Source organism: Pseudomyxococcus flavus, from assembly GCF_050038885.1.
In the GTDB taxonomy this organism is placed as follows: domain Bacteria; phylum Myxococcota; class Myxococcia; order Myxococcales; family Myxococcaceae; genus Myxococcus; species Myxococcus flavus.
Map to the genome: position 1 here is coordinate 1,015,124 of NZ_CP143624.1, position 22,217 is coordinate 1,037,340.

Below are 22,217 nucleotides of genomic sequence, written 5' to 3' on the forward strand. Positions count from 1 at the left end.
GGCTTCACTCCTGGGAAGCGGAGGGCGGAGGCTCGAGGGCGCGCGGCGCCGGAGCGGCGCTGTCGTCTTCGAGCGGGAAGAGGGAGAGCCGGTCGGCGTGCTCGTGGTCGCGGTGGCGCACGCTGTAGACGAACAGCAGCACCGAGCTGGCGACGAGCATCAGGCTCACGAAGACCTGGAGGACGAGGACGTTCATGCCGGCACCTCCCGCAGCGGCGGCGTGGGCGTGGCGGCGGCGCGCTCACGCGAGGCGGACAACCACCACACCGTGAAGAGAACGGTGGCCAGACTGGTGGCGGGCATGGCCACGGCGGCGCGCAGCGGCGTCATCCACCCGGCCAGACACACGGAGACGGCCACCACGTTGTAGCCCACGGCCAGCGCGAGCAGCCTGCGCACCACCTGCCGCAGCCGCGCCGACAGCCGCAGGGCCTCGCGGATGGCGCCGAGCCCCTCGCCGAGGAGGAAGAAGTCGCTCTTGCCCGGCATCACCGGCCGGTCGATGGCGGGCGTGCCCGCGCAGAGGGCCCTCTCGAAGGCGAGGCTGTCGTTGACGCCGTCGCCCAGGTACAGCGTGTCCGCCGCGTCCAGCTTCGCGACGGCCGCGGCCTTGTCCTCGGGACGCTGCCCTCCCAGCGTGCGCTCCGCGGGGATGCCCAGCGCGGTGGCCATCTCCTTCACGCGCGCGGGCGTGTCTCCCGAGATGAGCCACACCTCGCGACCTTCTGCCTGGAGCGCCTGGACCTCACGACGCGCGTCGGGCCGCACCGACTCCCGGAGCAGGAAGAAGGCTACGGGCACGCCGTCGCGGGTGAGCACCGGCCCCGCGGCGAGGCCCGAGCCGGACAGGAGGACCTCCACACGCGGGGGGGATTTCGGGAGCCGGTCCACGGCGCGAGACGGACCGGCTGGAACCGTGTGCGCACCGGCTGGCGATATCATCTCAGCGGCGCCCTCACCGGCCCTGGCGGCATTGAACACGCCCACCGGGGTGTCGGCCGCGAGCCGCCGGTTCGGCTCGTGGGGATGCAGCTCCGCCATCCCCGCCTCGGTGGCCCAGTCCGCGCGCCCCAGCCGCCAGCGCACGCCGCCCCGGTGCATCTCCAGGCCCTGCCCCGCGAGCTCCGCCACGCGCGCCTCGGGATTGAAGCGTGCGCCTTCCCGCGTCAGCGCGGCGGCCAGGCACCGGCTGGCGGGGTGATTGCTGCGCGACACCAGGTCGAACGCGAGGTCGCGCGTCGCGGGCGTCAGACCCCTCACGGCGGCGCGGTCCACCAACTCCAGGCGCCCCAGCGTCAACGTCCCCGTCTTGTCGAAGAGCACCTTCCGCACTCGCGGCAGTCGGTCCAGCAGGTCCGTGCTCCGGATGAAGAAGCCGCCGCGGCGCAGGCGCGCCTGGACCAGCTCGTAGGCCAGCGGCGTGGCGATGCCGATGGCGCATGGGCACGTCACCACCAGCAGCGCGACCGCCACCTCCAGCGCCTTGTCCGGCCCGGCGGGCCACCACAGCGCGAGCCCCAGCGCGGAGACGAAGAGCACGGTGGCCACCCAGCGGCGCGACACGCGGTCCCAGAAGCGGGTGTGCAACGCGGGGCGGCCCACCTCGGTGGGCACGCGACGGAGCAGCGCCACCAGTGGCGAGTCCGTGAAGGCCTGCTTCGCCTGGACGCGCACCGCCTCACGCCCGGCGTTGAACGCCCCCGCGGGCAAGGCCTCCCCCTGTCCCACCGCGCGCTCGCCGGGCTCGCCCGTAATCCAATCCGTGGACACACGGGCGCCCGAATCGAGCAGCACCGCGTCCACGGGCACCAGGTCCCCCGACGCAATCACCAGCACGTCGCCGTCGGCCACCTCGGCGGCGCGCACGGTGGTGAGCCGTGCGCCCTCCTCCCTGCGTACGAAGAGTCCCTCCGCGCCGTCGTCGTCCAGCAGGAAGCGCCGGTTGCGCTCCAGCACGCGCTGCTGGAGCCACCGCCCCACGAGCATCAGCGTGACGAAGGTATTGAGCGTATCGAAGTACGCCAGGTCGCCTCGGCCCCCTCGTGCCTGCGCCAGCGACATGCCGAACACCAGCAGGATGCCCAGGGCAATGGGCAGGTCCAGGTGCAGCACGCCGCGCCGCAAGCCCTGGAGCGCGGAGCGGAAGAAGGGCCAGCCGCCCACCACCACGACGGCGGACGACAGCCACAGGCTCAGCCGCGTGAAGAGGCGGAAGACGTCACCGTCCTCCGGCGTGAGCCCCACGTAGAAGCTCACCGAGAACAGCATCACGTTCATCGACAGCGCGGCGCAGATGCCCAGACGGATGGGCAGGTCCAGGCTCGTGCGCTCCGGGCGCTTGCGGCTGGGGCCGAAGAGATAGCCAAAGCCCTCCACGCCGCGCAGGAACTCCGCCACGTCGAAGGCGCCGCGCCGCCACTGCAGCCGCACCTTGCCCAGGGCCGGGTCCACCGTCAGGCCCGCCCCGCCCGGCTGCCGGCGGAACAGCTCGTTCATCAGCCATACGCATGCGGCGCAGTGAATGCCCTGCACGTCCAGCTCGAGCGCGCACAGCGGGCCGGGAATGGACTCGGCGCGGCTGATGAGCGGCTCCAGCCACGCGAACGCACGTTCCTTGCGCGGCTCAGCCGCGGGCGCCGTCTTTCCTTGCGCGAGCTGGTAGTAGCGCGTGAGGCCCTGCTCCACGAGCAGTCCGTGCACGGCCTCGCACCCCACGCAGCAGAAGTCGCGCGCCGCGCTCCCGGGCGGGACGGGACTGCCGCAATGGAGACAGGCGGCTGGAGCAGGCTCCGATGTCGTGGAGGCAGGCATTCACGGTGTCACCTTGCGAACGGCATGCCTGTTGCGATGCACCGTGTTCATGTCGCCCGAACCGGCCGCTGTCGCATCGCTGCTCCTCAGCCCCGCTCCCGCGCCCACCGTCATCGCCGGCGCACTCGGCGCGTTCGTGGTGGGCCTCACAGGCAGCGTGCATTGCCTCCTCATGTGTGGACCGCTGGCCTGCGCGAGCCTGCCTGGCGCTCCCGACCCGGAGGGGCGCAAGGCCGTCATCGCCTACCAGGGCGCGCGCCTGGGCGCCTACGCCCTCGTGGGCGGCGCGCTGGGCCTGCTGGGTGGAGGCGTCACCCAGGCGCTGGCGGTCTCCACGCGCCCCTACCTGCCCTGGCTGATGGCGGCGGCGCTGGTCGCCTCCGCCCTGGAGCTGGGAAAGCGCCTGCGCCCGCTGCCAGGCATGGCCCACCTCGCGCGGCACGTGACGCGATGGGGCGCAAAGTTTTCGTGGACGGGCCGCGCGAGCGCAATGGGTGCAGTGACTCCGCTGCTGCCCTGCGGCCTCCTCTATGGCGTGTTCGCGGTGGCGCTCGCGAGCGGCTCGTTCGGCGGTGGCGCACTGGTGCTCGCCGCATTCGCGCTCGGTGGCCTGCCCGCCCTGCTGGGCGCCCAGCTTCAGGCCGCGCTGTGGAAGCACCGCCCGAAGTGGATGTCCCTGCTGCTCCAGCGGGCGGTGCCCCTGGCCGCGGCGGCGGTGCTCATCTACCGCGCCGTGAATGTGAATAGCGGTGCGGCCAGTTGTCACTGAGCGGCCCGGGCTCAAGGCCTTCAACGTAGCGAGGCAACCGCCTCGAGCGCCGACGGCTCGCCCGCGACGAGCAGCGCGTCCGACGGGGTGAGCAGCCGGTCCGGGTCCGGCACCGGCAGCATGCGGTCCTGGAGCACGTCGTGCACGGCCACCACGTGCACGCGGTAGCGCTGCGGCAGGGCCAGCTCGCGGAGACTCTTGCCGTACCAGGCCTCCGGCACCGGCATCTCCTGCAAGCCGAACTCCGTGCCCAGCTGGACGTACTGCAAGAGCCGGCCACTGGTGATGCGGCTGGCCAGGCCCAGGGCGCTCTCCCGCTCCGGGAAGATGCTCTCCGTGGCGCCCAGCGCGTTGGCGATGCGCGCGTGGTCGTCCGAGCGAACCTTCACGTAGATGTCCTGGATGCCCGTATCCCGCAGCGCGAGCAGCGCGAGGATGCTGGCCGAGAGGTCCTCGCCCGTCGAGACGATGGCCGCGTCCGCCCCGCGCGCGCCCACCTCCTCCAGCACCTGGCGCTGCGTGGCGTCACCCACCATGGCCTTGGAGACGCGCGCGCCCAGGGCGTCGACCACCGCCGGGCGTGGGTCGATGGCGATGACGTCGTGCCCCTGCTCGTGCAGGCGCGCGGCGATGACCGAGCCGAAGTTGCCCAGCCCCACCACGATGATGCGTTTCATCCGTGCTCCTTAACCAACGATGAGGTCCTCTTGCGCGGGACGCACGTGCCGCAGGTGCGTCCGAGCGCGCAGGCTGAGGGCGGCGAAGAAGGATAGCGGGCCCAGCCTTCCCACGAACATCAGTACGATGACTTGGAGCTTGCCCGCCACGCTCAGCGAGGGTGACACGTCCATGGTCAGCCCCACCGTGCAGAAGGCGCTGACCACCTCGAAGAAGACGGGCAGGAAGCTGGCGCGCGCGACCGCCACCGACTCCGCGCCACGCCCCTCCGTGAAGCTGAGCACGAAAACGGCGGCGGTCATCACCCCGAAGGCAATCAGCGCCAGCGACACGGTGCGCTCGATGGTGCCCTCGGGAATCGCGCGCCCGTGAAGCTCGGCGTGCCGGCGCCCCCGGATGCGCGTGAAGGCGAGCGCGGCCAGCACCGCCAGCGTCGTCGTCTTCAGGCCCCCCGCCGTGGAGCCAGGGCTGCCGCCCACCACCATCAGCAGAATCGTGAAGAAGCCGCTCGCGTTGCTCACCTCGGCGTAGCTCACGCTGTTGAAGCCCGCCGTGCGCGCGGTGGCGGACATGAACCAGGCGTTGGCCACCCGGTCCACGTACCCCAGGTGCGCCAGCGTGCCCCGCCACTCGAAGAGCGCGAAGAGCACGGTGCCGCCCACCAGCAGCACGCCAGTGACGAGCAGCGCCGCGAATGTGTGCACGCTCAGCCGCCGGGTGCGCTGGCCGCGGCTGCGCCACCAGCGCAGGGCCTCCTCGCTCGACAGGTAGCCCAGGCTCCCCAGAATGATGAGGCCAGAGATGACGAGGAGCGTGACCGGCGCCCGGTTGAAGCCCACCAGCGAATCACTGAACGTGGAGAACCCGGCGTTGCAGAAGGCGCTGACGGAGTGGAAGACGGCATGCCAGAGCGCCTCCTTCCAGCCGAAGCGCGGCAGCCACAGCAACCACAGCAACAGCGCGCCCAGGGCCTCCACGTACAAAGTGAAGCGGGCGACCCGCAGCGTCAGCGACACCACGTTCTCCCGGTGCGTGTAGTCGATGGGTGCGCCGACGATGACCTCGCTCCGGAGGGAGAGCCGGCGGCCGAGCGCACCAATGACCAGGGTGGTGAGGGTGACGAGCCCCAGGCCGCCGAGCTGGATGAAGAGGAGCAGCCACAGCTGCCCCCAGCGCGTGAAGGCCGTCGCGGTGTCGACCACGGAGAGGCCCGTGACGCACACGGCGCTCGTCATGGTGAAGAGCGCGTCGAGAACGCCCAGGCGCGGGCCCGTATACAAGCCCGGAAGCCAGAGCAGCCCCGCGGTCCCCACCACGATGAGGACCGCGAAGGAGAGCACCAGCAGCATCGCCGGAGAGATGGAGAACCAGCGCAGCCAGAGCCAATGCAGGGGCGAACGGAGGAAGGAGTCCACGGGGTAGCGGCCACCATCCTCCAAGACGGTATCGGCTACCAGATTTCCCCTACGGGAATCCGCCTCGGTGCTAGGGCGAGCGCTCCGCGCTCACCCGCCGCGACGCCTGGCCCCCTTCCGCCGTCCGGGCGACGACGGCTCCTTCGGCAGGTGCCGCAGCCCCATCCAGCCGAGCGCCGCGACATGGCGTGCGACGTGATCCACCGAGAAGGAGCGCCCCTCCTCCGCCCACCACTGCCCCACCTGCGTCACCATGCCCACCAGCGCGTTCGCGTAGATGGGCGCGACGTCTGGGTCGTAGCCAGCGTGCTCGAACTCACTCCGGAAGATGTCCGCCACCCGCAGCGCCAGGTCGTCGATGACGCGCGTCAGCCCCCGCCGGCCGGCCGCTAACGGTGAGTCGCGCGTCAGCACCGCGAAGCCCGCGGGCTCTTCCTTGGCGTACGTCATGAAGGCCAGCACGGCTTGCTCGAAGCGCTCGCGTGGCGTGCCCGTAGCGATACTCTCCGACATCCGGGCCACCAGGTCATCCATCTCCCGGTCCACGATGGCCGCGTAGAGCCCCTCCTTCGCGCCGAAGTGCTCATAGACGATGGGCTTCGACACGCCCGCCTGCTGGGCAACCTCCTCGATGGAGGTCGCCTCATAGCCGCGCGAGGCGAAGACGCCACGCCCCACCTCCATCAGCTGGCTCCGACGCTCGGCACCCGACAGTCGCTTCTTCTTCGCCACGTTGACCTCAAACCTACCCATCGGTAAGTTACCCAGAAGAAACCTACTGCACCGTAACAACCACCTGGAGCTGGAGCCCCCATGTATCCCGACTCGCGCGGAGGCGTCTTCCCCGCAGCCACTCCGTCCGGTTGCGTCACGAAGACGCCGTTCACGGCCTCTTCCTGCGACATGCGAGGCCTGTCCTGAGCGCCCAGGCCGTGGAGAAGCCCAGGCTTCGAGGCGTCCTGCACCAGTTCGCCGCAACAGGCGCGCTCGGCGCGGGCTGCGTGCTCGTCTCGATGGCCCCCACCGACCGGGCGGCTGCCGCGGCGGCCGTTTATGCCCTCAGCCTGGTGGCGTTGTTCGCCGTGAGCGCGACCTACCACCGGGTGAACTGGTCCACCCGCGGCAGGACCTGGATGCGACGCATGGACCATGCCTCCATCTTCATCCTCATCGCGGGCACCTACACCCCTGTCGCGCTCCTGGGCATCTCGGGCGCCGTGGGGAATCGCCTGCTGGCCGTCATCTGGGCCGGGGCGCTGGCGGGCATCCTCCAATCGCTGTTCTGGATACAGGCGCCCAAGGTGGTGACCGCGGCAATGGCCATCGCCGTCGGCTGGACGTTGGTGCCGTACCTCGACGAAGCAAGGCAGGCGCTCTCCGGCCCCCAGCTTGCCCTCATCCTCGCGGGAGGTGTCGCCTACACCGCCGGCGCCCTCGCCTATGCGCTGAAGCGGCCCGACCTGCGCCCCGGCGTGTTCGGCTATCACGAGCTGTTCCACGCGATGACCCTCGTTGGAGCCGGGCTCCACTTCGCGGTGGTCCTGCGGCTCGTGCGCGCCGCGGGCGCATAGCGCTTCGAGGCGGCTGGAGACCTGCCCCAGCCACCTCGCGCCCCCTCGTGGTCCAAGGCACCTCGCCCTGAGCCGCTACAGCGCGCTGGGCCCCACGTCGCGGCTGAGGTCCGACTGGCCTCGCTCGAAAGCCCGATAAAATCCCCCCGCAACTTCCTCAGAAGTGCCGGGTTCATGCTTCCAGACACCTTGAGCCGGCGTGGCCGGCACGAAGCTGGAGGCGGACATGAAGCGGAACATCCTGGCGATGGGGACGTTGGTGCTGGGCCTGCTCACGGCGCTGCCCGCGAGCGCGGCGAAGGCGGACCGGCGGCAGGCGAACCAGCACGCACGCATCGCGCAGGGCATTCGTAGCGGGGAACTGACGGGCCGCGAGGCCGTGCGGCTGTCCGCCCAGCACCGCGAGATTCAGCGGGACATCCGCCAGGCGCGCCGCGACGACGGCCACATCGATGCCCGGGAGCGCGCGCAAATCAACCGCGAGCAGAACCAGCTCAACCGCCGCATCGCCCGGCAGAAGCACGACGGCCAGTCCCGCTAGCCCTGCCACGTGTTGGCTTGCGAAACCGTCACCGTGCCCATGCGGAGCCGGTAACACAAGCCCCGGCCACCGCCCGTGCACTCTTGAACCGACGGGGAACATGCGTGCGTGGGCGGCTTGACTAGAAACTGATTCTAGAATCAGATTCTAGCCATGGAGCGGAAACGCCGCAGTGCGACGGGCGAGCAGAGCCGTCGCGCCATTCTCGATGCCGCGCTCGAGTGCTTCTCCCGGTTGGGGTGGGCCGCGACGACCATCGAGGATATCCGGAAAGTCAGCGGCGCCAGCGTGGGCAGCGTCTACCACCACTTCGGTGCGAAGGAAGGCATCGCGGTGGCGCTCTACATCGACTGCCTGCGCCTCCATCAGGAGGCGCTGCGGGCGCGGCTGGAGCGGAAGCACGGCGCGGAAGCCTTCGTGCGGGCCGTTGTCACCCACCACATCGCCTGGTCCCGCGAACATCCGGAAGCCGCCCGCTACCTGCTGAGCATGCGGCGTGAGGAAGCCGTGGCCGCGGCCGAGCAGGAAATCCAGTCCGCCACGGGCGGCTTCGTCCGGGAGGGCTTCAGCCGGATGAAGGCCTTCGCCCAGGAGGGTGAGCTGCTGCCCCTGCCTCCCTCCGTCTATCTGCCGTTGATGCTCGGCCCAGCGCAGGAGCTGCTGCGCGCCTGGGCGCACGGTCACGTCGAGCTGAAGCCCGGCATCGAGAAGGTGCTCGCCGACGCCGCGTGGCGCTGCCTCCGGCCGGAAGCGCCTCCCTCCAGGAAGGTGCCGTGATGAGCGCCGACGCCCTGCCCTCCTCCGAGACGCAGGTCGTGACGGAGGTCGTCCAGATGGTTCGAAGAGGCGGCTTCCGCCCACGAGGACCATGCCTATCCGTCGTCCCCAACGCCGTCGCAAGCCAGGAGGAAGGCCCCATGAGCGCACTCGTCACGGAAGAGACCGAAGGGTTCGTGCGGAAGATTGGACTGAACCGGCCGGAGAAGCGTAATGCCATGAACATCGCGCTCATCGAGCAGCTCTCGGCCGCGCTGGGGCGGGCGGAGGCGGACGAGAACGTGCGCGTCAGCCTGCTCTTCGCGCACGGCTCCATGTTCACGGCCGGGCTGGACCTCATGGATGTGTTCCCCAGGCTCGGGGACGCCCAGACGTTGTTCAGCGCGGCGGGCATCGACCCCTGGGCGACGCACGGCCCCGCGAGGACGAAACCGCTCATCATCGCGGTGCATGGCAAGTGCCTCACGCTCGGCATCGAGCTGATGCTCGCGGCCGACATCACGGTGGCTTCCGAGGACGCCACCTTCGAGCAGATTGAAATCGACCGAGGCATCTTCCCCTTCGGCGGTGGCACGGCCCGCTGGGTGCGGACCATGGGCTGGGGCAACGCGATGCAGTACCTGCTGACGGGTGATGCGCTCGACGCGCGGGAAGCGCACCGGCTGGGGCTCGTCCAGAAAGTCGTCGCTCGCGAGGCACTGATGGACACGGCGATGGGCATCGCGAACCGCATCGCGTCGAAGGCGCCACTTGCCATCAAGGCGACCATCGAAAGCGCCAGGACGGCCGTCCTCGAGGGCGAGCGCGCCGCGGCGGAGAAGCTCCTGCCAGCGATTCAGCACCTGGCGACAACGGAGGACGTACAGGAAGCGCTCTCCGCATACTTCGAACGCCGGCCCGCGACGTTCCGCGGTCGCTGACCGCCCCAGGGCCCCGGAGCCTGACCATGCATCCAGAGCCCATTCGAGGGGAACCGACCTCACTGCGCGCGTCCGACGGCTTCCCCCTCGGCGCGAGCCGATTTGCCGCCACAGCCCCCCTGCGCGGCCGCATCGTCGTCGCGGGCGCGACGGGTGTTCCGCAGGGCTTCTACGCGAGCTTCGCGTCGCACGCGGCACACAACGGCTTCGAGACCCTGACCTTCGACTACCGAGGCGTCGGACGCTCGAAGCCAGCGACCCTGGTCGGATTTCAAGCGTCGTTCCTCGACTGGGCACGACTCGACCTGACCGCCGCGGTGGAAGCCTTTGCAAACGACGACGCCCCGCTCTTCGTCGTCGCCCACTCGTTTGGAGGCCATGCGCTGGGGCTCATTCCGAATCACCACCGCATCGCCGGCTGTCAGGCCTTCGCAGCCGGAGCGGGCTGGCATGGATGGATGTCTCCCCTCGAACGGGCGCGGGTCTGGATGCTCTGGAATGCCATCCTCCCGCCCATCGTGCGATGGAAGGGGTACCTGCCGTGGAGCCTCCTCGGGCTGGGGGAAGACCTGCCGCTCGGCGTGTATCGCCAGTGGCGCAGATGGTGTCAGTTCCCCCGCTACTTCCTGGACGACCCGACCCTGCCCGAGCTGGCGCAGCGGTGCGCACAGGTCCGCGTCCCCATCGTGGCCGTCAACGCGCTGGACGACGCGTGGGCCCCTCCGAGGTCCCGCGACGCCTTCCTGCTGAACGCCTACCCGCGTGCGACCATTGAGCGCGTGGACATCGATCCGCGCGAACTGGGCCCCATCGGGCATGTGGGGTACTTCCGGAAGAAGGCCCGCCCGCTCTGGGACCGGGCCCTGGCGTGGTTCTCCGAGCGGGGGCTCGAAGTGGACCACGGTCTGGCGTTTTCGCACGGCCCCACGCGCATTTAAGCTCGCTCGGATGAAGCCACGCGAAAGCCCCGCGGCCCTTCTGATTGCAGGTGCACTCGTGGCCGCGATCGGCGTGAGCATGACGCTCGGCATGCTGAAGCCACGGCCGCTCGAGGTGACCGACACCTCCCATGCCACTGACGCAGGTCAGGTCTCCCCCCGCCCCTGGGCCATTCCGCACATCCCCCAGGCCATTCTCGGGCTCGGATGCCTCGGCATCGGTGTGGGGATGATGTGGCACGGCCTACGGAGTCTTCGGACGAACCGGAGCCTGTTGTCGGAAGGGGTGGCCGTCGTCGGACGCATCGTTCGCGTCGTACATAAGAAGCACCAGAACGGCGGACTCTTCGTCACCTACCAGTTCGCGGACGAACACGGCACCGTGCACAAAGGCGTCCATCGAAGCTCGGCATTCGGAGACTCGACGTTCCATGCCGAAGTCGGCCAGGACGTCACGGTGCTCTACGACGCCCGGCAGCCCACCACGCACATGTTGGACGTGAACAACGTGCGGCCCGTGGACGCCCCGCGCCGTCGCCGGCCCGAGGCATCCTGACGTCGCCCCGCCTCAGGCCTGCTCGGTGCGCAAAGTCACCGGGTGGTCCTTGAGCCACGCCTGGCAGCGCTCGATGCGCGCGGCGGCGGCCGGCAGGCCCATGGTCAGCAGAAGCGCGCGGTAGGGCTCGAAGGCCTCCGGCGTCCACGCGGTGAGCGCCTTGAGGTCGGCCAGCGCCACCATCTCCTCGGGCGAGCGGCCCTCGGCCTCCTTCCGGGCCGTGAGCAGCGCGGCGAGCGTCATCCGCGCGGGCTCCGCCTCGAAGGCGATGGCGGCATCCATGTACGCCGTCCGGGTCGCTTCATCCGCCGCCGGGGCTTTCGCCTTCTCCCGCAGCCCTTCGAGCAGCCCCGAGAGGAAGTCCTCGTCGAGCGCGCCCTTCACCGCCCGCATCAGCTCCGTCACGGCTTCCCGGCGCACCGCGGGCTCCGTGCCCGTGGGCAGGTTCTTCAGCGCCTGCATCGGCTCCCAGAGGGCGCACGTCAGCCACAGCTCCTCCTCGGGCGAGAAGACGGCTGGCGACGTCGCGGCCCGCAGCCACGCTTCCACACGGGCAGCTCGCTCCTTGGCCTCGCGGGCGATGCGCTCGGCCAGCGCCGGGTCCTCCTGGACGTACTTGAGCAGCGCGCCCACATCGCCGCCCCGGGCCTGCTGGAGCGCGGCCTTCGCCTCCTCGGGGAGCGACTCCTCCTCCAGGCCCTTCACCAGCGCCTCGTACTTCTGGGACAGCTCCTTGTGCTTCGCGCTCCACTCGCGGAACTGAACGTCGAAGACGACGTCCAGCACGGGGATGTCCTCCGGCCGGGCCTTTCCCATCCGCTTGGACGCCGAAGCCAGCAGCGTGCCCACGCCAATAGCCCTCCGGTCCTCTGCGGACAGTCCCGGCGTGGACAGCTTGGACATCAGCGCGGCGCCGAGCGACGCCAGGAACGCGGGCGTACCGAGCGCACGCACCGTCCCCACCAGCAGCTCGCGCCGGGCGCTGGCGGCGTCCTGTTCCACGTTCTCGGACAGCCGGGCCAGCTCCTTCCCCACGTGCTCGGAGAAGGCCGTCACGTCGAAGCGCAGGCCGGGCAGCGGCCCCCACTCCGCCATCAGGTCCGCCAGCCGCTCCAGGGCACCGGACAGCTTGGACACATCGGGGTCGCCCAGCACTTCCATCGCCGCTTCGAGGTTGGCCCTCGCGGACGCGGCCGGGACGGCGGGCGGCGCGGCGCGGGCCCGGTCCTCGGCGGCATGGCAGACCTTGTACTTCTTGCCACTGCCACAGGGACACGGGTCATTACGGCCGGGCTTCTTCGAGCTCAAGAGGTCCTCAGGGGGTCGCGCAGGCGACAAGGAGAGTCCACGACGGCGCTAGGAGTAGGCATCCCCCCGGGCGCGAATCAAGCAGTGCCTGCATGGAAGGCGGCACGCTCCGCCTCCAGGTGCGCCTGTGCCTGCACTCCGCCCCGTGTCCGGGCAGGGAGGCCCTGTTCAGCTTCCCACGCAGGTGGACTCCGCATTCGTCGGCCTGCGAAGCCCTGATTCAAATGCTGGCGGCGCTGCCCGACCTGGACCGGTGAATTCGTTGTCATCGCCCCTGATATGCTGACTCGGTATTCCCGACACCTGAGGGGGACTCATGCAATTCCGTTGCTTTTCCTTGTTTCTCGTGCCCGCGTGCGCTGCGTGGCTCGCGTGCGCTGACGGAGAAATCGACGTGTCACCGGCGACGGGGCTGGGCCCGCCGCTCGCCACGGGCCTGACCACGGATGGGGGTACGGTGCTCGTGACGGCCTCCGCGCACTTCCACAACGCGGGCGGCATCACGGCGGTGCCGAGAGACCTGTCGGCCAGCAACCTGGAGATCCTCATCCCCAACGGCTCGACGTTCACTCACCTCACCGGCTCGGCGACCCCGGACGGCGGTTGGCAGTTCACGGGCGTACCCTCAGGCCTGTACTACCTGAAGAGCGGCTCCACCTACACCATCACGGACGCGAGGGAGGTGGAGCTCGACTCGCATGACCTGGGCCGGGCGGACACCGTCTTTTCCCCGGAGACCATCTCCCCCCTCGACATCAACGTGACGAACCTCGCCCCGTGGATGCCCTACCGGCGAAACACGGAGCCCGGCTCCAGCCTGCAGGTCGCCTCCGGGCAGGTGAACCTCGGTGCGTTCCTGACCCTCTATGAGGATGTGCCCGCCGGGCAGACGAGCCTCATCACGAGCCAGGCCGATATGTGGAACACCACCGGAGGGACGCCCATCTTCGAGGCGGCCAAAGGGGACCGGTTGTACGTGAACCAGCTCAGCCAGCTTGACGCGGGCACCCTGCCAGATGGCGGCGCGCTGGCATACAGCACCGTGGTGCGCAGCGTGGAGATGCCCGCCTTCGACTACGCGGCGGACGGCACGACGCCCCTGCCCGTCACCGGCGCGCTGCAGCCGGTGCCCCAGACGGCGTTCAGCGTCGACTGGCGCCTCTCCGAGTATCCCGGCCATGCCTCGACGGTCCACCCCACGGCCACGCCGGACACACCCGGGTTCTACGTCTACCCCTCGGCGTATGGCCTGAGCCATGGTTGGCTGGGCATCGTGGGCGAGGTGTTCACCCTCGAGCTTCCCGCAGGTACTTTGCCCGACTTCACACGCCCGCTGACGTACGGCAATCCATACCCCTCCAGTTGGGGGATGGTGGGCTACGCCCAGTATTCGTTCCGGGTCTGGGCGCCTTTCCCCGATGGCTCCGGTGGCAGTTTTGGACTGCTGGGTACCATGCTCACGCATGAGCGGCTGGAGGACCTCGTCGCCGGGCCCGTGCAGCCGCGCGTATCTCCACCCCGGACACTGACCCTCGACGGAGCGGATGCCATGACCTCGCTGCAGGTGGCTTCGCTCACCCCCGTTGTCGCCTGGCAGGCACCGACCCTGGGCTCACCCACCGCCTATCGGGTGGCCGTCTATGGTCGAAGCGGCTTCTCGCTTCGCCTCAAGGGATACGTCTACGTCCCGGGCTCGCTCACCCAGGTCCGGCTGCCCCCAGGGTTGCTCTCGTCGGGCGCCATCCACTATCTGCGACTGACGGCCATCGATGCCCCCTACTTCGACCTCAGCCGCCGGGGCTCCACCACGTACCTTCTGCCGAACAGGCAGGCGGATGCCCTGAGCGCCTTCTTCACCACGCCCTGAGGCGTCACGACGGTCGGGATGCGGCCCGGGCGGATAATCGGGCCGAGCATGCCGCGGTCTTGCGCGAGCGAGGGAGCAGGCAGGGGCGATGGCCCGAGCCTGCCCCTCACAATCCCAACCGCCGCGTCGTGCGAATCAGTCAGCGCCAGCGTCGAAGGCGGCACGCTCCGCCTCCGTGAGTGCCAGCGGCTGCGCACGACCACTCGCCTGGGCCTCAATCCCCGCCTCCAGCACGGCCTGGACGACCACGGCCTGGACGGGCGTCACGGGGTTGGGGGCGCCGCCCAGAAGCGCATCCCGGATGCCCGCGTAATAGAGCCGGTAGTCCCCTACCGACGCGACGGTGGGCGCGCCATCCCGCACAGGAGCCTCACCCCAGCCCGTCCCTTCCGGTGAATCCCCCATCACGAGGCGCGGCACGTGTGGGTCCCGTCCCAACGCCAGCCACGAGCCCCGCGCGCCATGCACTGCGAAGCGGGGCATCCGGGCCGCGACGAGCATGGACGCCTGAAGCACCACCTGCCGCCTCGGGTAGACGAGCGTGTACTGGAACCAGTCATCCACGAAAGCGCCCTCTCGAAGGGCTTCGCGGGTCCCGGACACCGAGTCCGGCAATCCAAACAGCTGCAGTGCCTGGTCGACGAGGTGTGGCCCCAGGTCGAACCACACGCCCGCGCCCGGCACCATCTGTTCCCGCCACTGGCTACGAACCTCCGGGCGGAACCGGTCGAAGCGCGACTCGACATGGGCCACATGGCCCAGGGTGCCTTCCGCCAGCAGCGCCCTCAACGCGAGGAAGTCGGTGTCCCAGCGCCGGTTGTGGAACACCGAGAGCAGCAAGCCGCGCGACGCCGCCAGGGCACGCAGCGCGCGGGCTTCGGCCAGGGTGATGGTGAAGGGCTTGTCGACGACGACGTGCTTCCCCGCCCGGAGCGCGGCCTCCGCCAGTGGAAAGTGCAGGTCGTTCGCCGTGGCGATGACGACCAGGTCCACATCGGGGTGCGTCGCCCCGGCCTCATGGGAACCACAGAAGGTGACGTGGGGCAGCGTGGAGCGCACCGCTTCTTCCTGGCGCGAGGCGACGACCTGGAGCACCAACCCGTCCACACCTTGAATCAGCGGGGTATGGATGTACCTCCCCGCGATGCCGTAGCCCAGCAGGGCCACGCGGAGGGGGGTTCGTCCCGGAGATGAAGAGGCCATGGCGCACCCTACCCTGGAAAGGGCAACGCCGCCCGCCGAGGAGGACGGACGGCGTCGCGTTCGGGAGCGGGCTTCCGGGGAGGCCCCGCCATCGAGGCATCCACCGCTCCCTTTTCTTCGAACCAGGCTCAGGTGTGGTGGTGCAGGCTCTCCACCAGGTACGGGTCGCCCACCGGCACCATCGGCGTCTCGCGCACGGTCCGCGTCACCGCCAGCGTGAAGAGCGCGCCCAGCCCCACGAAGCCGGCCAGCTCGAACACGCCCAGCGCCACGCCGTCCGGCTGGTGACCGGGCACCACCATCAGGTACAGGTCCAGCCAGCGTCCCACCAGGAGGATGGCGGCCACCCGCAGCAGGTGCAACGGGTTGCGCTTCGCCGGCCGAGGCAGCAGCAACACGAAGGGCAGCGCCCAGTTGAGGACGACGTTCGCGTAGAAGGCCACCGCCCACGTTCCGTGCAGCCGGTTGACGAAGTAGACGGTCTCCTCCGGGATGTTCGCGTACCAGATGAGCAGGTACTGCGAGAACCACAGATAGGCCCACAGCGTGGCGAAGCCGAACATCAGCTTGCCCAGGTCGTGCAGGTGGCTGGTGTTGAGCTGGGGCAGCGCGCCCGCGCGGTGGAGCAGAATCGCCACCACGGTGATGGCGCACACGCTGGAGCTGAGCAGGCCCGCCACGTTGTAGAGCGCGTAGATGGTGCTGAACCAGTGCGGCTCCAGGGTCATCAGCCAGTCGAACGCGGCCAGACAGAAGGTCAGCGAGAAGAGCACCAGGAACACCGCGGACACCGTCACGTTGCGCCCGGCCAGCTCCGGCGAGCGCTCCGTGTCCTGCCGCAGGGAGATGCGCCGCAGCATCCACGTGAAGCCCGTCCACAGCGTCAGCATCACCACCATGCGCACCGCGAAGAAGGGCACGTTGAGGAAGGCCGCCTTCTCGTGCAGCAGGTGGTCCGTCTCCATGACGCCCGGCTTCGCCCAGGGGTACAGCGAGGACACGAAGGGCAGCAGCGCCAGGATCGTCACCGCGCCCCACGGCACATAGGCCGCGAAGGCCTCCGGGATGCGCTTGAACACGGTGAACCAGCCCGCGTTGGCCACGTACATCAGCGCCAGGAACACCGCGCCGCCCAGGCCCAGGCACAGGAAATAGAAGCCATTGGCCAAGAGGCTCGTCAGGGCCCGCTCGCGTGCCAGGGCCAGCCCCGCCACCAACGTGCCCAAGCCCACGCCTGCCAGCACCTGCGCCGCGCGGTGCACGGCGGGGGGAACCTCGAAGCCGCTCGTCGGAGCGGCGGACACCTCATGCAGTGGAGCACTCATGGCACGTCCTTCCGCGCCGTCCGCGCGGGGTCCTGCAAGGTCCGGACGTAGTGGACGATCTTCCACCGGTCCTCCGGAGCCACCTGCGAGCCGTGGGCCGGCATCAGGCCCTGGCCGTGGGTGATGATGTGGAACACCTGCCCGTCGGGGAGCTGCTTCGCGTGCTCGGCCAGCAGCGACGGTGGCATCGGGAAGCGCGCCGTGACGAGGCCGTCTCCCAAGCCTTCCGGGCCGTGACACGGACCGCAGTAGCGCGAGAAGGCCACCTTTCCCCGCGCCAGCACTTCCGGCGACGCGGGATAGGGATTCCGGAGCTCCCGCCCCGCGCGCACCGCCTCCTCCGGCCCCGCCGCCAGGTGCAGCGGCTGGTGCCCGCGCGGCACCGTGCCCTTCACCGGTGCCAGCAGCGTCTTTCCATCCACGGTGACGGGATTGGCCGCGAAGCTGTCATACGGCACGGACGACACCATGTCCGGCGCGTACTCGAAGTTGGGCCGCGTCTCGTCCTGCTCGCAGCCCGTGAAGGCCAGACTCACGACCACCACGCCCAGGTGCAGCTTCTTCACGGCGCCACCTCCCGCAGGTCCGTCGCCACGGCACCGTGGCGGCGCATCAGGTCCTCGGCCGCGTCCAGCTCCGACGGGGCCGAACGCGGGGCCACCGCGATGGCGAACCGGTCATCCGTGACGCGCGGGAGCACCGGGCGCCGGCTCCCGGGAAAGAGCTTCGTTCGCACCAGGAAGGCCGCCACCGTCGTCAGCGCCGCGAAGAGCACCGTCAGCTCGAAGGACACCGGGATGAACGCGGGGAACGAGTTGAAGGGCTTGCCCCCCACGTTGAGCGGCCAGCTCACCACGCTGGTGTAGAGCTGGAGCGACAGCGCCAGCGTGCAGCCCAGCAGGCCCGCGCCGAAGCACACCCAGGTGAGGCGGCTGGGCCTGAGCCCCATGGCGTCATCCATGCCGTGCACCGCATAGGGTGTGTACACGTCGTGGAGGACGAAGCCCGCCTCGCGCACCGCCCGGGTGGCGTCGAGCACCTGCGCCTCGTTGTCGAAGTAGCCGATGAGAACCGGGGCACTCATACGGGTGCATCCTTTCGGGTGGCGATGGCCAGCGGCACCGGCGACACGGGCCGGTGGGCCACGGGGTGTGGCTCCTCGGCGGCCGGCTTCGCGGGCGGGTGCGGCTGCGCGTCATGTCCTTCGCGGGCGAAGCCCAGCACGCTCTTCACCTCACCGATGGAGATGATGGGCAGCACGCGGACGAAGAGCAGGAACAGCGTGAAGAAGAGGCCGAAGGTGCCGATGAAGGTGCCCACCTCCACCATCGTCGGCGTGTACATGGCCCAGCTCGACGGCAGGAAGTCGCGGTGCAGGCTGGTGACGATGATGACGAAGCGCTCGAACCACATGCCCACGTTGATGACCAGCGACAGGACGAAGATGGCGGCGGGCGAGGTGCGAATCTTCTTGAACCAGAAGAGATGCGGCGACACCACGTTGCACGTCACCATGATCCAGTACGCCCAGGCGTAGGGCCCGAAGGCGCGGTTCATGAAGGCGAAGCGCTCGTAGGGGTTGCCCGAGTACCAGGCGATGAAGAACTCCGTCGCGTACGCCAGCGACACCAGGCCACCCGTGACGATGATGATCTTCGTCATGTTCTCCAGGTGACGCAGGGTGATGAGGTGCTCGTAGCCCAGCACCACGCGGGTGATGATCATCAGCGTCAGCACCATGGCGAAGCCGCTGAACACCGCGCCCGCGACGAAGTACGGCGGGAAGATGGTGGTGTGCCAGCCGGGGATGACCGACGTGGCGAAGTCCATGGAGACGATGGTGTGCACGCTGAGCACCAGCGGCGTGGCCAGTCCCGCGAGCAGCAGGTACACCGTCTCGTAGCGGCTCCACGTCCGGTGCGAGCCCGTCCACCCCAGCGACAGCACCTTGAAGACGGCCTTGCGGATGCCCGCCTTCGCCCGGTCTCGCACCGTGGCCAGGTCCGGAATCAGGCCCACGTACCAGAACACCGCCGACACGGTGAAGTACGTGGAGATGGCGAACACGTCCCACAGGAGCGGCGAGCGGAAGTTCACCCACAGGCTGCCGCGGTCATTCGGATACGGCAGCACCCAGAAGGCCAACCAGGGCCGGCCCATGTGGATGACGGGGAAGAGCGCCGCGCACATGACGGCGAACAGCGTCATGGCCTCCGCCGCGCGGTTGATGCTGGTCCGCCACTTCTGCCGGAAGAGGAAGAGGATGGCGGAGATGAGCGTGCCGGCGTGACCGATGCCCACCCAGAACACGAAGTTGGTGATGTCGAAGGCCCAGCCAATCGTCTTGTTGAGGCCCCACACGCCGATGCCCGTGGCCACCTGGTAGCCGACGATGCCGGCGCCCGTGCCGAGCACGGACACCGCGATGCCGAAGGCCACCCACCACTTCCACGTGGGAGGCCGCTCCATGGGGGCGCAGATTTCCTCGGTGAGCTCGCCCAGGGAGCGCGGCTCGGTGACGAGCGGCTCGCGCAGCGGGGACAGGTGCTGGTTGCTCATGTTCCGCTTCCCGACCCGGTGTTCCGGATCTTCGTGAGGTAGGTGATGGACGACCCGATGTTCAGCTCCTCCAGCAGCCGGAACGCGCGCCCGTCCTTCGCGAGCCGCGCCACCTGGCTGTCGGGGTCGTGCACGTCGCCGAAGTGGATGGCCTTCGCGGGGCAGCTCTGCTGGCAGGCCGTCTGGATGTCTCCATCGCGCAGTGGGCGGCCCTCGCGGTTGGCGGCGGCCTTGGACTCCTGGATGCGCTGCACGCAGAGCGAGCACTTCTCCATGACGCCCCGGCTGCGCACGACGACGTCCGGGTTGAGCACCATCCGCTCCAGCGGCTCATCGTGGGGATAGTCGAACCAGTTGAAGCGGCGGACCTTGGTGGGGCAGTTGTTGGCGCAGTACCGCGTGCCCACGCAGCGGTTGTAGACCTGCTGGTTGAGCCCCTCGCTGGAGTGCACCGTGGCCAGCACCGGGCACACCGACTCGCACGGCGCATTCTCGCAGTGCTGGCACATCATCGGCTGGTGGACGACCTGGGGATTGGCCTCGTCACCCTGGTAGTACCGGTCGATGCGCATCCAGTGCATCTCGCGCCGGCGCAGCACCTCGTCGCGCCCCACGCTGGGGATGTTGTTCTCCGCCTGGCACGACACCACGCAGGCCGAGCACCCCGTGCAGGCGCTCAGGTCCACCGCCAGCGCCCAGCGGTGCCCCTTGTACTCGTGGCCGGACCACATGGAGAGCGAGTGCCCTCCCCCACCGTGGCCCGCCTGCACCTCGTTGCCAGCGCGCGGGTTGGCCAGGAAGGCGGCCAGCTCCGCCTCGCGCACGTGCGGACGCCCCTCCAGCCGGTGATGCGTCTGGGTGAGCGCCAGCGGCTGCTGCTCCCCCGTGGCCTCCACCGTAACCCCCGGCACCGTGCGCCGCGCGCGCCCGTCCGTCACGGTCGACAGGGGATAGACGTTGACGCCGATGCCATCCGCCACGCGTCCGGCCTGGGTGCGGCCGTAGCCCACCGGCACGGCGATGACGGAGGGGTGCGTCCCCGCCTGCACCAGCACGGGCACCGACACCGACCGGCCGCCCGCGCGCACCTTCACCACGTCGCCGTCCTTCAACCCCAGCGCCTTCGCGCGGGCGGGGGCGATGCACGCGGGGTTGCCCCACGTCGCCTTGGTGATGGGGTCCGCCATCTCCTGGAGCCAGCCGTTGTTCGCGGGAGCGCCGTCGCGGACGGCCACCGTGGGGTACAGCACCAGCTCCCACTCCACGGCGGGACGGGCCACGCCGGCCAGCGCCTTCGCCAATCCCTCGACACGGAAGGCTGGAGCCTCGGCCTGAGCTCCGGGCAGCGTCACCACGCCCCGGCGAAGGGCGTCGTCCCAGAAGGCCCCGAAGCCCAGTGCCGTCGCGCTCACCCGGGGGAAGACCTCCGCCTCCCACCGCGCGCGGAGGAAGTCGTAGTGTGGCTGGGGCGCGCCCGCCCACTGGAGCAGCGACTCCACCGCGCTGCGCGTCTCGTGCAGCGGCGCCACCGCGGGCTGGCGCAAGGACACGACGCCTCGGCGCACCTCCGCGTCGCCCCACGACTCCAGCGCCGTGGCGTCCGGCGCGTGGAGCCCCACGTGGGTGGCCGTCTCGTCCCGCCGGTCGCTGGTGGACAGGGTCAGCGGCACGTTCTTCAGCAGCGCCGCCAGCTCCTCGCCGCGTGGGTCGGTGTAGACGGGGTTGGCGCCCAGGAAGAGCACCGCGCCCACCGTGCCCGCTCGCAGCTCCGCGAGTAGCGCGTCCAGCGACAGCGCGTCCGCATCCAGCGCGGTGCCCTCCGCCAGCGACACCGTGCGGCCCTCGTTGCCCAGGAGCGCGTTGGCGGTGTTGACCAGCACCTGCGTGGCCACGTCGTCACCGCCCGCCACCACCAGGGCGCCCTCGCGCTGGGCCCAGAGGTCCTCCGCGAGCGCTTCCCGCGCGGCTTCGTCCAGCGTGGGCGCGGGCAGCGACGGCAGGCCGGGCAGCTCGCGGCCCGCCTTCACGGCCAGCAGTCGCACCAGGTCCGCGAGCACCAGCGGCAGCTCGGACGGCGCCACCACGAGCCGTCGGTCCGCGGCGGCCCCCGTGAGCGTCATCATCGGCTCGACCTGATAGTGCCGCGACATGGTCCGCTTGCCGGCCGCGTCGCGTGCCTCCGTGTACTGGCGGGTGAAGGCCACCGGCGACACCCACGTCCCCAGGAAGTCCGCTCCGAAGCTGGCGATGACGGTGGCCTCGTCGAAGCGGTAGTCCGGGACGGCATGCACGCCGTGCGTGACACGGTGGGCCTCGGCGATGGCGGACAGCTCGCCCAGCGGCTCATCGCGCACGGTGCGCGCGGTGGGGTACGCCGCGAGGAAGCGTTTCACGGCCGCCTCCGCGGTGGGACCCAGGTGCCAGGGCAGCACCACGCGGATGCCCTGCCCCGCCTCGGTGGCCTTGCGCAGGGCCTGCTCGACGTCCGCGTCCAGCTCCGTCCAGGCCACGCGCTTGCCGGCCCGGGTGGGGAAACGGGCACGGCTGGCGTCGTAGAGCGACAGCACCGACGCCTGCCCCACCGCGCACACGCCGCCGCGCGACACGGGGTGCTCGTCGTTGCCCTCCACCTTGATGGGGCGCCCATCGCGCGTCTTGAGGAGCACGCCGCAGCGGGCGCTGCACCCGTTGCACGTGGACGCGTACCAGAGCGCGAGGCCCGGCGTGACCTCGTCCGGGCGCGCCACATAGGGGATGATTTTCTGAACCGGCGCGCGCTGGCAGGCCACCATGGCCGCCGCGGCGCTCAGGCCCATCAGCTTGAAGAAGTCACGGCGGCTGCGCTCATCCGGCGGCGTGGCGGCGACGCCCACGGGCAGCGGCTCGGCGAACTCGTCCTGTGCCTGGGCGAGGACACCCGGGTCGCTCGCGCGCTCGGCCAGGCTCTGCCAGTACTTGGGAAGTGGGTCGGACATGGGT

At 70.0% G+C, this 22,217-nt stretch carries 20 protein-coding genes; 8 read left to right on the forward strand and 12 right to left on the reverse strand.

Going from position 1 to position 22,217, the window contains the following annotated elements:
- Positions 1 to 4: 4 nt before the first annotated feature.
- Positions 5 to 196, reverse strand: coding sequence for a cytochrome oxidase (locus VZL07_RS04150; RefSeq protein WP_426754025.1), 192 nt, complete (start codon positions 194 to 196; stop codon positions 5 to 7).
- Positions 193 to 2,811 carry a heavy metal translocating P-type ATPase gene (locus VZL07_RS04155; RefSeq protein ID WP_426754026.1) on the reverse strand — a complete coding sequence of 873 codons (2,619 nt, stop codon included), beginning with the start codon at positions 2,809 to 2,811 and terminating at the stop codon, positions 193 to 195. The genes VZL07_RS04150 and VZL07_RS04155 overlap by 4 nt, the downstream gene beginning before the upstream one ends.
- 49 nt (positions 2,812 to 2,860) lie before the next feature.
- On the opposite strand from VZL07_RS04155, the gene VZL07_RS04160 reads away from it, so the two are divergent.
- A complete protein-coding gene (locus VZL07_RS04160; protein ID WP_426754027.1) occupies positions 2,861 to 3,580 on the forward strand; it encodes a sulfite exporter TauE/SafE family protein in 720 nt (239 codons plus the stop codon).
- Between the two features lie 20 nt (positions 3,581 to 3,600).
- Here the strand turns inward: VZL07_RS04160 and VZL07_RS04165 are convergent, their stop codons facing one another.
- The 3 genes from VZL07_RS04165 to VZL07_RS04175 form a co-directional block, all read right to left on the reverse strand.
- On the reverse strand, positions 3,601 to 4,257 hold the full coding sequence (locus VZL07_RS04165; RefSeq protein WP_426754028.1) for a potassium channel family protein: 657 nt from the start codon (positions 4,255 to 4,257) through the stop codon (positions 3,601 to 3,603).
- Positions 4,258 to 4,266: 9 nt separating this feature from the next.
- Positions 4,267 to 5,673, reverse strand: coding sequence for a TrkH family potassium uptake protein (locus VZL07_RS04170; RefSeq protein WP_426754029.1), 1,407 nt, complete (start codon positions 5,671 to 5,673; stop codon positions 4,267 to 4,269).
- A 90-nt stretch (positions 5,674 to 5,763) separates the two neighbouring features.
- Positions 5,764 to 6,405, reverse strand: coding sequence for a TetR/AcrR family transcriptional regulator (locus VZL07_RS04175; protein WP_426754030.1), 642 nt, complete (start codon positions 6,403 to 6,405; stop codon positions 5,764 to 5,766).
- Between the two features lie 200 nt (positions 6,406 to 6,605).
- Between VZL07_RS04175 and trhA the strand changes: the two genes are divergently transcribed.
- The 6 genes from trhA to VZL07_RS04205 all read left to right on the forward strand — a co-directional run bounded on the left by trhA (position 6,606) and on the right by VZL07_RS04205 (position 10,976).
- Positions 6,606 to 7,244: a PAQR family membrane homeostasis protein TrhA gene (trhA, locus tag VZL07_RS04180; RefSeq protein WP_426754031.1), complete on the forward strand. Its 639-nt coding sequence runs from the start codon at positions 6,606 to 6,608 to the stop codon at positions 7,242 to 7,244.
- Between the two features lie 226 nt (positions 7,245 to 7,470).
- Positions 7,471 to 7,785, forward strand: coding sequence for a hypothetical protein (locus VZL07_RS04185; protein WP_426754032.1), 315 nt, complete (start codon positions 7,471 to 7,473; stop codon positions 7,783 to 7,785).
- A 153-nt stretch (positions 7,786 to 7,938) separates the two neighbouring features.
- Positions 7,939 to 8,562 carry a TetR/AcrR family transcriptional regulator gene (locus tag VZL07_RS04190; RefSeq protein ID WP_426754033.1) on the forward strand — a complete coding sequence of 208 codons (624 nt, stop codon included), beginning with the start codon at positions 7,939 to 7,941 and terminating at the stop codon, positions 8,560 to 8,562.
- A 140-nt stretch (positions 8,563 to 8,702) separates the two neighbouring features.
- Positions 8,703 to 9,482, forward strand: coding sequence for a crotonase/enoyl-CoA hydratase family protein (locus VZL07_RS04195; protein ID WP_426754034.1), 780 nt, complete (start codon positions 8,703 to 8,705; stop codon positions 9,480 to 9,482).
- Between the two features lie 26 nt (positions 9,483 to 9,508).
- Positions 9,509 to 10,420, forward strand: a complete 912-nt coding sequence (locus VZL07_RS04200; RefSeq protein WP_426754035.1) for an alpha/beta fold hydrolase — start codon at positions 9,509 to 9,511, stop codon at positions 10,418 to 10,420.
- 10 nt (positions 10,421 to 10,430) lie between these two features.
- A complete protein-coding gene (locus VZL07_RS04205; protein ID WP_426754036.1) occupies positions 10,431 to 10,976 on the forward strand; it encodes a DUF3592 domain-containing protein in 546 nt (181 codons plus the stop codon).
- A 12-nt stretch (positions 10,977 to 10,988) separates the two neighbouring features.
- On the opposite strand, the gene VZL07_RS04210 is transcribed toward VZL07_RS04205, so the two are convergent.
- The gene (locus VZL07_RS04210; RefSeq protein ID WP_426754037.1) at positions 10,989 to 12,284 is read right to left on the reverse strand and encodes a YecA family protein; all 1,296 of its coding nucleotides are present in this window, start codon (positions 12,282 to 12,284) and stop codon (positions 10,989 to 10,991) included.
- Positions 12,285 to 12,678: 394 nt separating this feature from the next.
- Between VZL07_RS04210 and VZL07_RS04215 the strand changes: the two genes are divergently transcribed.
- A complete protein-coding gene (locus VZL07_RS04215; protein ID WP_426754038.1) occupies positions 12,679 to 14,151 on the forward strand; it encodes a hypothetical protein in 1,473 nt (490 codons plus the stop codon).
- Positions 14,152 to 14,286: 135 nt separating this feature from the next.
- Here VZL07_RS04215 and VZL07_RS04220 read toward each other — a convergent pair whose 3' ends face one another.
- The 6 genes from VZL07_RS04220 to VZL07_RS04245 form a co-directional block, all read right to left on the reverse strand.
- Positions 14,287 to 15,354, reverse strand: a complete 1,068-nt coding sequence (locus tag VZL07_RS04220; RefSeq protein WP_426754039.1) for an oxidoreductase — start codon at positions 15,352 to 15,354, stop codon at positions 14,287 to 14,289.
- Between the two features lie 128 nt (positions 15,355 to 15,482).
- Positions 15,483 to 16,679 (reverse strand): hypothetical protein, encoded by a 1,197-nt coding sequence (locus tag VZL07_RS04225; RefSeq protein ID WP_426754040.1) that lies wholly within the window; start codon positions 16,677 to 16,679, stop codon positions 15,483 to 15,485.
- Positions 16,676 to 17,245 carry a c-type cytochrome gene (locus tag VZL07_RS04230; RefSeq protein WP_426754041.1) on the reverse strand — a complete coding sequence of 190 codons (570 nt, stop codon included), beginning with the start codon at positions 17,243 to 17,245 and terminating at the stop codon, positions 16,676 to 16,678. Before VZL07_RS04230 ends, VZL07_RS04225 begins: the two co-directional genes overlap by 4 nt.
- Positions 17,242 to 17,763: a DUF3341 domain-containing protein gene (locus VZL07_RS04235; RefSeq protein ID WP_426754042.1), complete on the reverse strand. Its 522-nt coding sequence runs from the start codon at positions 17,761 to 17,763 to the stop codon at positions 17,242 to 17,244. The genes VZL07_RS04230 and VZL07_RS04235 overlap by 4 nt, the downstream gene beginning before the upstream one ends.
- Positions 17,760 to 19,238, reverse strand: coding sequence for an NrfD/PsrC family molybdoenzyme membrane anchor subunit (nrfD, locus tag VZL07_RS04240; RefSeq protein WP_426754043.1), 1,479 nt, complete (start codon positions 19,236 to 19,238; stop codon positions 17,760 to 17,762). The genes VZL07_RS04235 and nrfD overlap by 4 nt, the downstream gene beginning before the upstream one ends.
- Positions 19,235 to 22,213 (reverse strand): TAT-variant-translocated molybdopterin oxidoreductase, encoded by a 2,979-nt coding sequence (locus VZL07_RS04245; RefSeq protein ID WP_426754044.1) that lies wholly within the window; start codon positions 22,211 to 22,213, stop codon positions 19,235 to 19,237. Before VZL07_RS04245 ends, nrfD begins: the two co-directional genes overlap by 4 nt.
- Between the last annotated feature and the right edge of the window lie 4 nt (positions 22,214 to 22,217).